The sequence below is a fragment of the Pseudomonas sp. 22072 genome, assembly GCF_052046095.1.
GTDB lineage: Bacteria > Pseudomonadota > Gammaproteobacteria > Pseudomonadales > Pseudomonadaceae > Aquipseudomonas > Aquipseudomonas paracarnis.
Genome location: NZ_JBQEQE010000007.1, coordinates 175375 through 189861, shown reverse-complemented (window position 1 = coordinate 189861; position 14487 = coordinate 175375). Strand labels below are relative to the sequence as shown.

The 14487-nt window shown below is 61.9% G+C and carries 13 protein-coding genes; 4 read left to right on the top strand and 9 right to left on the bottom strand.

Features of this window, described 5'->3' with window-relative positions; translation table 11 throughout:
- Positions 1 to 51: 51 nt before the first annotated feature.
- Both lpxH and ACTJLA_RS10045 read right to left on the bottom strand, forming a co-directional pair.
- A complete protein-coding gene (lpxH, locus tag ACTJLA_RS10050; RefSeq protein WP_014718941.1) occupies positions 52 to 801 on the bottom strand; it encodes a UDP-2,3-diacylglucosamine diphosphatase in 750 nt (249 codons plus the stop codon).
- Positions 798 to 1301 (bottom strand): peptidylprolyl isomerase, encoded by a 504-nt coding sequence (locus ACTJLA_RS10045; protein ID WP_003174772.1) that lies wholly within the window; start codon positions 1299 to 1301, stop codon positions 798 to 800. The genes lpxH and ACTJLA_RS10045 overlap by 4 nt, the downstream gene beginning before the upstream one ends.
- A 237-nt stretch (positions 1302 to 1538) precedes the next feature.
- Here ACTJLA_RS10045 and ACTJLA_RS10040 point away from each other — a divergent pair, with 237 nt between their 5' ends.
- Positions 1539 to 3239, top strand: coding sequence for a glutamine--tRNA ligase/YqeY domain fusion protein (locus ACTJLA_RS10040; protein ID WP_003192174.1), 1701 nt, complete (start codon positions 1539 to 1541; stop codon positions 3237 to 3239).
- A gap of 15 nt (positions 3240 to 3254) precedes the next feature.
- Complete coding sequence (gene cysS / locus ACTJLA_RS10035) at positions 3255 to 4637, top strand: cysteine--tRNA ligase (protein ID WP_440841166.1); 1383 nt, start codon at positions 3255 to 3257, stop codon at positions 4635 to 4637.
- Positions 4638 to 4837: 200 nt separating this feature from the next.
- Here the strand turns inward: cysS and ACTJLA_RS10030 are convergent, their stop codons facing one another.
- The 7 genes from ACTJLA_RS10030 to ACTJLA_RS10000 form a co-directional block, all read right to left on the bottom strand.
- Entirely contained in the window at positions 4838 to 5176 is a 339-nt protein-coding gene (locus ACTJLA_RS10030; protein WP_034127905.1) for a Na+/H+ antiporter subunit G, read from the bottom strand.
- Positions 5173 to 5451 (bottom strand): K+/H+ antiporter subunit F, encoded by a 279-nt coding sequence (locus ACTJLA_RS10025; RefSeq protein ID WP_003192168.1) that lies wholly within the window; start codon positions 5449 to 5451, stop codon positions 5173 to 5175. The genes ACTJLA_RS10030 and ACTJLA_RS10025 overlap by 4 nt, the downstream gene beginning before the upstream one ends.
- Entirely contained in the window at positions 5448 to 5936 is a 489-nt protein-coding gene (locus ACTJLA_RS10020; protein WP_014718934.1) for a Na+/H+ antiporter subunit E, read from the bottom strand. The genes ACTJLA_RS10025 and ACTJLA_RS10020 overlap by 4 nt, the downstream gene beginning before the upstream one ends.
- A complete protein-coding gene (locus ACTJLA_RS10015; RefSeq protein ID WP_034127904.1) occupies positions 5933 to 7615 on the bottom strand; it encodes a monovalent cation/H+ antiporter subunit D in 1683 nt (560 codons plus the stop codon). The genes ACTJLA_RS10020 and ACTJLA_RS10015 overlap by 4 nt, the downstream gene beginning before the upstream one ends.
- Entirely contained in the window at positions 7612 to 7956 is a 345-nt protein-coding gene (locus ACTJLA_RS10010; protein ID WP_003192163.1) for a Na+/H+ antiporter subunit C, read from the bottom strand. Before ACTJLA_RS10010 ends, ACTJLA_RS10015 begins: the two co-directional genes overlap by 4 nt.
- A complete protein-coding gene (locus ACTJLA_RS10005; RefSeq protein WP_014718932.1) occupies positions 7956 to 10877 on the bottom strand; it encodes a monovalent cation/H+ antiporter subunit A in 2922 nt (973 codons plus the stop codon). The genes ACTJLA_RS10010 and ACTJLA_RS10005 overlap by 1 nt, the downstream gene beginning before the upstream one ends.
- Positions 10878 to 11430: 553 nt before the next feature.
- On the bottom strand, positions 11431 to 12360 hold the full coding sequence (locus tag ACTJLA_RS10000) for a DMT family transporter (protein ID WP_060764710.1): 930 nt from the start codon (positions 12358 to 12360) through the stop codon (positions 11431 to 11433).
- A 92-nt stretch (positions 12361 to 12452) separates the two neighbouring features.
- On the opposite strand from ACTJLA_RS10000, the gene ACTJLA_RS09995 reads away from it, so the two are divergent.
- Complete coding sequence (locus ACTJLA_RS09995; protein WP_197883270.1) at positions 12453 to 13016, top strand: helix-turn-helix domain-containing protein; 564 nt, start codon at positions 12453 to 12455, stop codon at positions 13014 to 13016.
- 22 nt (positions 13017 to 13038) lie between these two features.
- On the top strand, positions 13039 to 14433 hold the full coding sequence (locus ACTJLA_RS09990) for an FAD/NAD(P)-binding protein (protein WP_259284424.1): 1395 nt from the start codon (positions 13039 to 13041) through the stop codon (positions 14431 to 14433).
- The last annotated feature ends 54 nt before the right edge of the window (positions 14434 to 14487 follow it).

Below are 14487 nucleotides of genomic sequence, written 5' to 3'. Positions count from 1 at the left end.
GGGAGCTGGCTTGNCCAGCTCCCACAGGTTGAACGGTGTTGTGTCAGAGGTTCAGGCGCCAGGCAACGCCAACTGCGGGTTGACGAAGTCAAACGCCGCCAGCTGAAACCCTTGCTCATCCACCTGCAGCGCCCACCCTTGCTTGTCCCAGTCCCCCAGCACAATGCGCTTGGCCGCCTGGTCGCCGATCTGCAACTTATGGATGGCGGGGCGGTGGGTATGGCCGTGGACCAGGGTGCGCACGCCGAACTGCTGCATCACCCGTGGCACTTCTTCAGGGGTGACATCGACAATGTCGTTGGCCTTCATGCGCACTTGAGCACTGCTCTCACTGCGCAACTTGCGCGCCAGTTTGTGACGCGTGCCCAAGGGCAGGTGGCGCAGGATAAACAGTACAACCGGGTTACGCAGGATGCGCCGCAGCTTCATATAGCCGAGGTCGCGGGTGCAGAGGCTGTCGCCGTGCATCAACAGCACTGGCTCGCCATACAACTGCACGACCGTCGGGTCCTTGAGCAAGGTAGCGCCTGCCGCTTTGCAGAACGCCTTACCGATCAGGAAGTCACGGTTGCCGTGCATGATGAAAATCGGGGTGCCGCTGTCGCTCAGCTCACGCAGAGCCGCGCAGATGGAACGCTGGAAGGGGGTCATGCCATCGTCGCCAATCCAGGCTTCGAAGAAGTCCCCCAGAATGTACAACGCCTGGGCGCCACGGGCGCGGCCGTGGAGCAGATCCAGAAACGCCCGGGTGATGTCCGGGCGCTCCTCTTCCAGATGCAAATCTGAAATCAGCAATATCACCCAACGATCTCGGCTTTCTCGACGATCACGTCTTCGGCTGGAACGTCCTGGTGACCGGCCTTGGAGGTGGTCGATACGCCTTTGATCTTGTCGACAACGTCAGTGCCTTCGGTGACTTTACCGAACACCGCGTAGCCCCAACCCTGCACGTTCTTGCCGCTGTGGTTCAGGAAGGCGTTGTCGGCGACGTTGATGAAGAACTGCGCGGAGGCCGAATGCGGCTCCATGGTACGGGCCATGGCGACGGTGTACTTGTCGTTGGAAAGGCCGTTGTCCGCTTCGTTCTGGATGCTTGGACGCTTGTCTTTCTTCTCTTTCATGCCCGGCTCGAAACCGCCGCCCTGGATCATGAAGTTACCGATGACACGGTGGAAAACAGTGTTTTCGTAGTGGCCGGCTTTGACGTATTCGATGAAGTTGGCGACGGTGATCGGCGCTTTCTCGGCGTTCAGCTCGATAACGATGTCACCGTGGTTGGTGGTCAGTTTGACTTGAGTCATGTTCGCTACTCTTTTCAGGGAATTCGTGGGTGTGGGCGCCTGGGCACCTTACCTGTCTGGCTAAACGACGGCCAAGGCGCGCAGTTTAGCGTGCCCTGCGGGAATTTCGAGGTGGTTTTTTACCGCCCGGGCAATTAATTGGCCGCGCTCTGTATGTGTCTTGACTGCTTCGGCTATTATGAGCCCTTTGTTTTATCTGGCCCCACCTGGCCACGCACCTGTCTGTTCAAGGATCCTATGAGCAAGCCCACTGTCGACCCTACCTCGAATACCAAGGCCGGACCTGCCGTCCCGGTCAATTTCCTTCGCCCGATCATCCAGGCGGACCTGGATTCGGGCAAGCACACGCAGATCGTCACCCGTTTCCCACCTGAGCCCAACGGCTACCTGCACATCGGCCACGCCAAGTCGATCTGTGTGAACTTCGGCCTGGCCCAGGAGTTCGGTGGCGTCACGCACCTGCGTTTCGACGACACCAACCCGGCCAAGGAAGACCAGGAATACATCGACGCCATCGAAAGCGACATCAAGTGGCTGGGCTTCGAATGGTCCGGTGAAGTGCGCTATGCCTCCAAGTATTTCGACCAGTTGTTCGACTGGGCCGTCGAGTTGATCAAGGCCGGCAAGGCTTATGTGGACGACCTGACCCCCGAGCAGGCCAAGGAGTACCGTGGCACGCTGACCGAGCCGGGTAAGAACAGCCCGTTCCGCGACCGTTCGGTGGAAGAGAACCTGGACTGGTTCAACCGTATGCGCGCCGGCGAGTTCCCGGACGGCGCCCGCGTGCTGCGCGCCAAGATCGACATGGCCTCGCCGAACATGAACCTGCGCGACCCGATCATGTACCGCATCCGCCACGCCCATCACCACCAGACCGGTGACAAGTGGTGCATCTACCCCAACTACGACTTCACCCACGGTCAGTCGGACGCCATCGAAGGCATCACCCACTCCATCTGCACCCTGGAGTTCGAAAGCCATCGCCCACTGTATGAATGGTTCCTGGACAGCCTGCCGGTCCCGGCGCACCCACGTCAGTACGAGTTCAGCCGCCTGAACCTGAACTACACCATCACCAGCAAGCGCAAGCTCAAGCAACTGGTCGATGAAAAGCACGTGCATGGCTGGGATGACCCGCGCATGTCGACTCTGTCGGGCTTCCGTCGCCGTGGCTACACCCCGGCGTCGATCCGCAACTTCTGCGACATGGTCGGCACCAACCGTTCCGACGGCGTGGTCGATTTCGGCATGCTCGAATTCAGCATCCGTCAGGACCTCGACGCCAACGCCCCGCGCGCCATGTGCGTGCTGCGCCCGTTGAAAGTCGTGATTACCAACTACCCGGAAGGCCAGGTCGAGAACCTCGAACTGCCGCGTCATCCGCAGAAAGAAGAGCTGGGCGTGCGCAAGTTGCCATTCGCCCGCGAGATCTACATCGACCGTGACGACTTCATGGAAGAGCCGCCAAAAGGCTACAAGCGCCTGGAGCCGAACGGCGAAGTGCGCCTGCGCGGCAGTTACGTGATTCGTGCGGACGAAGCGATCAAGGACGCCGACGGCAACATCGTCGAGCTGCGCTGCTCGTACGATCCGGACACCCTGGGCAAGAACCCTGAAGGCCGCAAGGTCAAGGGTGTGGTCCACTGGGTGCCGGCCGCTGCCAGCATCGAATGCGAAGTGCGCCTGTACGATCGTCTGTTCCGCTCGCCAAACCCTGAGAAGGCTGAAGACAGCGCGAGTTTCCTCGACAACATCAACCCTGATTCCCTGCAAGTGCTCACAGGTTGTCGTGCCGAGCCATCGCTTGGCGACGCACAGCCGGAAGACCGTTTCCAGTTCGAGCGCGAAGGCTACTTCTGCGCGGATATCAAGGACTCGAAACCAGGCGCTCCGGTATTCAACCGTACCGTGACCTTGCGAGATTCGTGGGGCCAGTGATTTAAGGGAAACATCGTGCTAACGATCTACAACACGCTCAGCAAGACCAAAGAAGTCTTCAAGCCGCTGGACGGCAACAAGGTGCGCATGTACGTGTGCGGCATGACCGTGTACGACTACTGCCACATCGGCCACGGCCGCAGCATGGTTGCCTTCGACCTGGTGACCCGCTGGTTGCGTTTCAGCGGCTATGACTTGACGTACGTGCGCAACATCACCGACATCGACGACAAGATCATCAACCGTGCCAACGAAAACGGCGAGTCGTTCGACGCGCTGACCGAGCGCATGATCGCCGCCATGCACGAGGACGAGGCGCGCCTCAACATCCTCAAGCCGGACATGGAACCGCGTGCCACGGACCACATCCCTGGCATGCACGCGATGATCCAGACCCTGATCGACAAGGGCTACGCCTACGCCCCAGGCAACGGCGACGTGTACTACCGCGTCGCCAAGTTCATGGGCTACGGCAAGCTGTCGCGCAAAAAGATCGAAGACCTGCGCATCGGCGCGCGGATCGAAGTCGACGAAGCCAAGCAGGACCCGCTCGACTTCGTACTGTGGAAAGGTACAAAGCCGGGCGAGCCGAGCTGGGAGTCGCCGTGGGGCGCCGGGCGTCCGGGCTGGCACATCGAATGCTCGGTGATGTCCACCTGCTGCCTGGGCGAGACCTTCGACATTCATGGCGGCGGCAGCGACCTTGAGTTCCCGCACCACGAAAACGAAATCGCCCAGAGCGAAGCCGCCACCGGCAAGACCTACGCCAACGCCTGGATGCACTGCGGCATGATCCGCATCAATGGCGAGAAGATGTCCAAGTCCTTGAACAACTTCTTCACCATCCGCGACGTGCTGGAAAAGTACCACCCGGAAGTGGTGCGTTACCTGTTGGTGTCGAGCCACTACCGCAGCGCCATCAACTACTCGGTAGACAACCTCAAGGACGCCAAGGGCGCTTTGGAGCGTTTCTACCATGCGTTGAAAGGTTTGCCATCGGTTGCGCCTGCTGGCGGCGAAGCCTTCGTGGCACGTTTCACCGAAGTGATGAACGACGACTTCGGTACCCCGGAAGCCTGCGCCGTGCTGTTCGAGATGGTGCGCGAGATCAACCGCTTGCGCGAGACCGATATCGACGCAGCGGCGGGCCTGGCGGCGCGTCTGAAAGAACTGGCCAGCGTGCTGGGCGTGTTGCAAATGGAGGCCGATGACTTCCTGCAAGCCGGCGCTGAAGGGCGTGTGGATGCCGCTGAGGTAGATGCACTGATCCAGGCGCGTCTGGCGGCTCGCACCAATAAAGACTGGGCGGAATCCGACCGTATCCGCGACCAACTGACCGCGATGGGTGTGGTGTTGGAAGACGGCAAGGGTGGGACGACGTGGCGGTTGGCTGACTGACCGTTGATAGCTGCACGCTGAATAAAAAAACGCCCCGACTGGTTCGGGGCATTTTTTTGCACTCTCGTTCCCACGCTCTGCGTGGGAATGCATACCGAGACGCTCCGCCTCGCCCGCTCGCCCGAGTGGGGCGGACGCGGAGCGTCCTGGGCGGCGTTACCACGCAGAGCGTGGGAACGATCTGCGCTCCTACAAAAACATCAGCGGCGGCTGCTGACTTCGGCGGGGACGTCATCACCGGCCATGCGTTTGCGGAACAGCGCGGTTCGCGCCAGCAGCAGTGTGGTGACTGGCACGGTGATCGCGAGCAAAATCGGAATCAACCAGCCATGCAACACCGGCCCGGACTTGAGCACCGAAAAGTAGATGATCGACGCCAACGCCACGCTCCACGCCCCCAACGTCGAGGCTAGTGCTGGCGGGTGCATGCGTTGGAAAAATTCTTTCATTCGCAGCAAGCCAATCGCGCCAATCAAGGCAAACAGGCCGCTGAGCAACAGCAACGCCGCCACGATAATTTCAACCCATAACGGCATCATTCAATCACCTCGCCACGCAGCAGGAATTTGGCCAGGGCGAACGAGCCGACGAAGCCGAACAGCGCGATCAATAGCGCCGCTTCAAAGTAAGTGTCGCTGGCATAGCGAATACCCAGGGTCAGCATCATCAGCATCGCCAGGATGTACAAGTAGTCCAGCGCCAGTACCCGGTCCTGGGCCGAGGGGCCTTTGAACAGCCGCACCAGGGTCAGCACCATGGCCAGGGAGAACAGGAACAGGCTGAACAGGATCGCATTGGCGAGCAGGGCGCTCATTCGAAGATCTCCATCAGGGGCCGTTCGTAGGCGTGCTTGAATTGCTGGATAAACGAGGCTTCGTCATCCAGGTCGAAAACGTGCAGCAGCAGGATGCTGCGGTCCAGGGCCAGTTCCGACCAGACGGTGCCGGGGGTCACGCTGGTGATCATCGCCAGCACAGCCAGGCCGTTGGCGTCGCGCAGGTCCAGGGGGATCTTGATAAAGCGCGAGCGCGGTGGGCGGGAGCCGCAGGTGAGTACGCCCCATGCCACGTGCAGGTTGGAGATGATCACATCGAGGCCGACCCGGAAAAACAGGCGGATGATCACCCCAGGGCGGCGGATGCGTATCGGCAGCGGGCGCAGCGGCGCCATCATCAGCGGCGCAAGAAAGCCCAACAGTGCGCCCAGCAGCAGGTTGCCGGGGCTGATCGACAAGTTCAGCACCAGCCACAATACCCACAACGCCAACGACAGCCAGGGAGCCGGGAACAGACGCTTCATGGCTGCACCTCCAGGGCGGCGGCCTTGGCTTCAGGGCTCGGCACTGGCCGGGTCGCGAGCACTGCCATCACGTAGTGTTCCGGGTTGTTCAGGCTTTCGGCAGTGGCCTGGGTGTAGCGCATCAGCGCCTCGGCCTTGAAGGTCAGCGCGATGCTCAACCCCAGCAGCAGGAAGATCGGCACACACTCGTAGCGGCGCAGCAGCGGTGATGGGCGTTCTTCCGGGGTCCAGAAGCGCTGGATGCCGAGGCGGGCGAAAGCGATGAGCGAGGCCAGGCCAGAGAGAATCAGCAGCGCCACCAGGCCCCAGGCCGCCGGGCGGATGGACTCGTCCACGGCGTTGCCCAAGCCCAGTGGGTTGATCAGCGCGCTCAACAGGCTGAGCTTGCCGATAAACCCGGACAGCGGCGGCATGCCGATAATCAGCAGCGCGCAGGCGATAAAGCTCAGGCCCAGGAAGGCCATGGTCCAAGGGATGACCTGGCCGATCACTGCTTTTTGCTCATCGTCCAGGTTCACGCCCGGGCGCGGATGCAGCGATTCCATGGCTTTGGGCAGCGCATCAATCTCCTCATCCAGCGGCAGGTCGTTGGCCGAACGCGAACGCTCGATCAACTCCGCCAGCAAAAACAGCGCACTCAGTGCCAGGGTAGAACTGACCAGATAGAACAGCGCCCCCGCGGTCAGGCTCGGCTGGGCAAACCCTACCGCTGACAGCAGGATACCCGCCGACACCAGGATACTCAGGCTGGCCATGCGCTCCAGGCGCTGCGCCGCCACCATCGCCAGTGCCGCGCAAATGATGGTCGCCATGCCGCCATACACCAGCCAATCGCCGCCAAACAGTGCCGAAGCCCCGGCCTGGCCGGAGAACAGCAGGGTCCACAGGCGCAGCACGGTGTACACGCCGACCTTGGTCATGATCGCGAACATTGCCGCCACCGGCGCGCTGGCCGAGGAATAGGCGGGTGCCAGCCAGAAGTTCAGCGGCCACATGCCGGCCTTGGCCAGGAACGCCGTAGCCAGGATCGCTGCACCAGCATGCAACAGGCCGCGATCAGCCTCCGGCACCAGCGGGATCTTCAACGCCAGGTCGGCAAAGTTCAGCGTGCCGGTGACGCCGTAGATCATCGCCGCGCCAATCAGGAACAGCGACGACGCCAGCAGGTTGATCGCAATGTAATGCAGCCCCGACGACACCCGCGCACGGCCGGAACCGTGCAGCATCAGGCCGTAGGAGGCGGCCAGCAGCACTTCGAAGAACACGAACAGGTTGAACAGGTCGGCGGTGAGGAAGGCGCCATACAGCCCCATCAGTTGGATCTGGAACAGGGCATGGAAGCTGGTGCCCGCACGGTCCCAGCGGGCCATGGCGAACAGCAGCGCGCTGACGCCGATAACCCCGGTCAGCACCAGCATCATCGCCGACAGTTGGTCCACCACCAGGACGATGCCGAACGGCACCTGCCAGTTGCCCGGCAGATACACACCAATCGAGCCGGGGCCGCCTTGTTGCGTCCAGTACAACAGCAGCACGGCAACGCCCAGTCCGGCGATGCTGGAGCACAGATTGATCTGGGCTTTGAGTGGGCGGCGTTTCTCGCCCAGCATCAGCATCAGCCCGGCGGTGAGCAGCGGCAGCAGGATCGGCGCGACGATCAGTTGATTCATCCACGTCATTCCTTGGGCTCCCGGCCGTCTACATGGTCAGTGCCGGTGAGGCCCCGGGATGCCAGCAGCACCACCAGGAACAACGCGGTCATGGCGAAGCTGATCACGATGGCCGTGAGCACCAGGGCCTGGGGAAGTGGATCGGTGTAGTTGAGCAGGTCTTGGGGCACGCCGTCCTTGATGATCGGCTCCTTGCCGATAAACAGGCTGCCCATGCTGAAGATGAACAGGTTGACGCCGTAGGACAGCAGGCATAAACCCATGACCACCTGGAACGTCCGTGGCCGCAGGATCAACCAGACGCCCGAGGCCGCCAGGACCCCAATGGCTATTGCGATGACTTCTTCCATCAGGCGGCTCCTTCGGTTGCAGCAACCACTTTGGGCTGGTTGCTCGGTTTATGCGCGCGCACCGACTGGTGGCCGAGGGCGGTGAGCATCAACAGGGTCGAGCCCACGACCATGGCGTACACGCCGACGTCAAAGAACAGCGCACTGGCGATATGAATATCGCCCAGTAACGGCAGGCTGAAATGCCAGGTATGCGTAGTGAGGAACGGGTACCCGGCGAACAGCGCACCCAGCCCGGTCAAGGTGGCTGACAGCAGGCCGAAGCCCATCCAGCGCATGGGCCGCAGGCTCATCTGCGCCTCGACCCACTGGGTGCCGGCGACCATGTATTGCAGGATAAACGCCACCGACATCACCAGCCCGGCGACGAAACCACCCCCAGGTTGGTTGTGGCCGCGCATGAACAGGTAAAACGACACCACCAGCGCTATCGGCAGCAACAGGCGCACCAGCACCGCCGGCACCATCATAAAGCCCAGGGCGGTGTCGCTGGCCTGGCGCGGGTTGACCAGGTCGGTGGCCACGTCCGGTGCCAGTTGGCGCTGTTGGGGTGGCAACTCCATGCTTTCCTTGGACGGGCGGAAGCGGCGCAGCAAGGCGTACACGGTCAAGGCCACGGCGCCGAGTACGGTGATTTCGCCCAGGGTGTCGAAGCCACGGAAGTCCACCAGCATCACGTTCACCACATTGCTGCCGCCGCCTTCGGGCAAGGCACGGCTTAAGTAGAACGAGGAGATATCGTTGGGCGTCTGGCGGGTCAGCATCGCGTAGGACAACAGCGCCATGCCGCCGCCCACCACAGTGGAGAGCAGCAAGTCACGCAGGCGGCGGATACGCGCCTTGCGCAGCGAGCTGGGCAGGGGTGAGACCTCTTCGATCCGCCTTGGCAGCCAGCGCAGGCCGAGCAGGATCAGCACGGTGGTGACCACTTCCACCACCAATTGGGTGAGGGCCAGGTCCGGCGCCGAGAACCACACGAAGGTGACGCAGGTCATCAGGCCGCACACGCTGACCATGGTCAGGGCCGCCAGCCGGTGGTACTTGGCTTGCCAGGCGGCGCCGAGGGCGCAGGCAATCGCCAGCAACCACAGGGTGACGAAGACGATGGAACCCGGGATTTTCGGGCGGTCGCCCCAGCTGAGGCCACTGTTGATCATCGGGATCATCGCGCCGATCACTGCCAGCAGCACCAACAGGAACAACTGGGTTTGCAGGCGCTTGGTGCTGATGCGTTTCTCGATGCGGCGCACGCCGCGCATCATCACCACCAGGCAGCGCTCGAAACCGCGCTTGCCGTTGAAGTAGCCGATCAGCGGTGGGTATTCGAAGCGGCCACGCTTGAGTTGCTTGCGCAGCATCAGGTACAGCACCACGCCGCCGGTCATTGCCACCAGGCTCATGATCATCGGCGCGTTCCAGCCGTGCCAGATCGCCAGGCTATATTCCGGTAGCGTACCGCCCACCACCGGCAGGGCGGCAGCGGCGAGGATCGAGCCGACCACCTGGGCCGGGAAAATCCCCACCAGCAGACAGGTGAACACCAACAGCTCGACGGGTGCGCGCATCCAGCGCGGCGGCTCGTGGGGCGTGTGCGGCAAGTCGGTGGCGGGCGGGCCGAAGAACACGTCCACGGTAAAACGCAGGGCATAGGCCACGCTGAATGTACCGGCAATGGTCGCGATCACCGGCAGGGCGATTTCCACCCATTGGGTCGACGAGATAAACACGGTTTCGGCAAAGAACATCTCTTTGGACAGGAAGCCATTGAGCAACGGCACCCCGGCCATGGACGCGCTGGCGACCATCGCCAGGGTCGCGGTAAACGGGATCAGGCGCACCAGCCCACTGAGCTTGCGGATATCCCGCGTACCGCTTTCGTGGTCGATGATGCCCGCCGCCATGAACAGCGAAGCCTTGAAGGTGGCGTGGTTGAGAATGTGGAATACTGCGGCAACTGCGGCCAGTGGGCTGTTGAGGCCCAGCAGCAGGGTGATCAGCCCGAGGTGGCTGATGGTGGAATAGGCCAGCAGGCCCTTGAGATCGTTTTGAAACATGGCGCAGTAAGCGCCGAGGAGGAGAGTGAGGGCGCCGGCACCGCCGACGATCCAGAACCATTCTTCGCTGCCGGACAGCGACGGCCACAGGCGGGCCAGCAGGAACACGCCGGCCTTCACCATCGTCGCCGAGTGCAGGTAAGCCGAAACCGGGGTGGGCGCCGCCATGGCATGGGGCAGCCAGAAATGGAAGGGGAACTGCGCGCTTTTGCTCAAGGCGCCGATCAGCACCAGGGCGAGCATGACCGGGTACAGCGAATGCGCGCGAATCTGATCGCCCGCCGCCAGCACCTGGTCCAGGTCATAGCTGCCGACGATATGCCCCAGCAGCATCACTCCCGCCAACAGGCACAGCCCACCTGCGCCAGTGACCATCAGCGCCATATACGCCCCGCGTCGCGCATCTGCACGGTGGTGCCAATAGCCGATCAACAGGAACGAGAACAGGCTGGTCAGTTCCCAGAAGAATACGATCTGGATCAGGTTGCCGGAGATCACCAAACCCAGCATGGCGCCCATGAACGCCAGGAAAAATGCAAAGAAACGCGGCACCGGGTCGTCCGGCGACATGTAGTAGCGCGCATACAGCGACACCAGCGTGCCGATGCCCAGCACCAGCATCGAGAACAGCCAGGCAAACCCATCCATGCGCAACACGAAGTTGAGCCCCAGGCTGGGCAACCACATGAATTCTTCGCGGATCACGCCACCGTGGGCGATCTGAGGGTAGAGCAGGGCGACTTGAATAGTACCGACCAGCGCCACAAGGCCGGCCAACAGCGATTCGGTGTTACGTGCGTTATGCGGCAGCAAGGCCGCCAGACAGCTGCCGATAAAAGGCAGAAGCAGTAGAACTATCAGGGACATAGGCTTCTAATCTGCGGGAGTTTGGGATGCATCATACGTGCCGCTTTCACGATCACCAAACGGCAAGATGTGGCAGGATCCTACAAGGTAGGCTGAAACCTCCCATTTGGCACTGTTTCAACTTGCCCTTGAATTAAAATGCAGACCTCTGTGGGAGCCGTTATCTGCAGCGACGCCGTACCTGTGGCGAGGGAGCTTGCTCCCGTGAGGGGCTGACAGTTGACGCTTATCTCCCTGACACCCCACGATCCAATTGTGGGAGCTGGCTTGCCTGCGAAGACGGCCTGACAGCCGACACCTATCTCCCTGACACCCCGTGATCAAACTGTGGGAGAGGGCTTGCTCGCGAAGGCGGTCTGGCAGCCTAGACGGTTGGATTGTGTACATATCCATTGCTGCGGTAACGGCTACTTAGGGTTCCGCCTGACGGCGGCCCACGGATTCAAGCCTGCGTTCGGCCAGCGTGGTTTAACGGGGCGCCTGAGATCAAGATCACAAGCAGATCAAGATCAAGAGCGGCTCGCTTCGCATCGTGGTTACCGTTGATCGCAAACTACCCCTGCTGCTCCTCCTCCAACGCCTCTGCCAACTCAACGGCCTTCTGCCCCTTCGTCTTCAATTCACTCACAATCACCGCCACCACAATCAGCACCGCGCCCAGCATCGCGATCGGTGGGAACCGCTCCCCGGCGATTCGCCCCACAACGCCTGCCCACACCGGCTCACCGGCATAAATCAACGTCGCCCGCGTTGGCGAGACACTCTGCTGGGCCCAGTTCATCGCCACTTGGATCACCGCACTGGTCAAGCCCAGGCCCACGGCACTGAACAGCAACAGCCAGGAAAAGCCCGGCAACGCCTCGCCCATGGGCACCACCATCATGAAGGACAGCACCGAAGCGGTGGCCAGTTGCACCACGGTCACCCGACGAATATCCACCTGGCCGGCAAATGCGCTGATCAAGATGATCTCGGCCGCTATGGCCACTGCACCGATCAAGGTGGCGATTTCACCCGCGCTGAAATTCAGCGAGGCCCCCGCCGGGCCGGTCAACAGCATCAACCCCGCAAACGCCAACATGATGCCGATGCTGGGCATCAAGCCGGGGCGACGGCCAAGCACCAGCCACTGCAACAGCGGTACGAACGGCACATACAAGGCGGTGATAAACGCCGATTGGCTGCTCAAGATGGTTTGCAGGCCAATGGTCTGCAAACCGTAGCCGAACATGATCGCCACCCCGATAAACACCCCGGCCTTCAATTCGAACAGGGTCAGGTCGCGCAGGGTGCGCAAGGAAAAGAACCCCACCACAATCGTCGCTGCCGCGAAGCGCAGCCCCACAAAAAACATCGGCCCGCTGACCGCCATGGCGTGCTGCACCAGCAAAAAGGTGCCGCCCCAGATCATGGTGATCACCACCAGGATGCATTCGGCTTTACTGAAACGGTTGAAACGCGAAGGGGAGTTCGGGGCGGTCATGGCGGCTCGGTCTTGCAAGGGGAAAGCACGGACCGCACAATGCGCCGCACGCTGGGCAGTATACTGCGCACACCCACCTATTGAGCAATATAGTGCACAAAGAAAATCCGCAACGGGCTTCGGTCCTGCAGCACGTCAGCCAGAACGTTCGTCGCCTGCGCCATGCCGCCGACTTGAGCCAGACCGCGCTCTCGGAAAAATCCGGTGTCAGCCGGCGCATGCTGGTGGCGATAGAAGCGGGAGAGAAGAACGTCAGCCTGTCGACCCTGGACCGTGTCGCCGAAGCGTTGGGCGTGGCGTTCAGTGATCTGATTCAGGCGCCGGATGTGCGCGACCACAGCCGTATCAATGAGCTGGCCTGGGCGGGCGAGATTGTCGGCAGTAAGGCGGTGTTGCTGGCCAAGGCTACGGCACGGCGTGAGGTCGAACTATGGGAGTGGCGGCTTGAGCCCGGTGACCGTTATTGCCCGGACCCTGACTTGGAAGGGTGGAGCGAACAACTGTTTGTGTTCGAGGGCAGCCTGACGCTGGTGATAGGTGATCAGGAAACTGTCATCGAGGCTGGAGAGTTCTTTATGTTCGCCAGCCACCAGCCCCATGCTTATCGCAATGATGGAAATGCGGCGGTACGGTTTGTTCGAAATGTGGTGATTTGAGCAACAATAAGGGCGAACTGGCATGAGTGAATCCACCCGCGTTGCAGATGTACTGATCATCGGTGGTGGCCTGAGCGGCACGATGCTGGCCGTGCAACTGCTTCGCCTGCCGGGCACGCGGCGTATCCTGATAGTCGAACCCCGTGCTGAGTTGGGGCGCGGCGAAGCCTACAGCGCGGTCGAACTGGGCCATACGCTGAACGGCAATGCGGCGCGTATGAGCGTTGACCCGGACAATGCCGACGACCTGACCCAATGGCTCACCGACTACATCAGCGCCGGCGGATGGCCCGAGTCGAACCAACAGCATGTGCCTATCAGCGAACTGTTCCCGCCACGGGGGCTTTTCGGCTTGTACGCGCAGCAGCGTCTGGCACAAGCCAAGGCGCTTTCTACATCGAGCGTCGAGCACATCCGCGCCGAAGGGGTAGACCTGCAAGTCGATGCCACCTCGGTGTTGTTGACCCTCGATACTGGCGAGCAACTGCGCGGCGCCTGTGCGGTATTGGCCACCGGCATGTTCCCTGCTGCGCGCACTCCGCAGACCGAGTCCACAGGATTGAATGCCGCCGCGTTGGACCCTTGGGATGTACCCGCGATGACCCGGCTCGACCCACAATCGACCGTGCTGATCATCGGCTCGGGCCTGACCATGGTCGATGCCGTGGTCTCCCTGGAGCAGGCCGGGCATCGCGGACCTATCGAGGTTTTTTCGCGGCACGGCCTGTTGCCCCATGTACGCCGGCAACCGCCGAACTGGGACGACTTCCTCGCCGCCGACCACAGCCTGAGCAGCCCCCGACAATTGCTGCGTGAGGTGCGACGCCAATGCCAGCTCGCGCTGGCGCAAGGCACAGACTGGCAGGCGCCGCTGGACACGGTGCGCGGGCATATCGCGCGGCTGTGGAGCCAGGCCAGTGAGGCCCAGAAGCGCCAGTTCGTTCGGCATGTACGGCCTTGGTGGGAAAGCCATCACCACCGTTCGCCGCCCTTGAGTGCGCAGTTGGTAGCGCGGTTGCAGGGGCAAGGGCGGTTGCGGATTCAGGCGGCGTCGTTCAAGGGCTTGATGCCTTCGCAGAAGGGGGTTGCCATTGCGGTGCGCTACCGTGGCGAGGATGTGAACACCAAGATGTTGGGCGCTGCGCTGATCAACTCCAGCGGCATCGAATACGACTGGCGCCGGGTGGCCCGTCCTTTACCGCGGCAACTGCTCAAGCGCGGGTTGATCCAACCTGGGCCGCTGGCGCTGGGGATTGCGGCGGATTCAACGGGGGCGGTGCTGGATGCTCGCGGCGAGGTCAGCCAGCGACTGTTCGCCATGGGGCCGCCGTTGCGGGGCATGTGGTGGGAGAGTACGGCGGTGACCGATGTGGCGCTGCAGGCCAAGGCACTGGCCGCCAGGCTGACACAGCGCTGAATGTTAGAGCTGGCATTGATTGCCCCAATGCAAGTAACCGGTAATCTTGTGGCG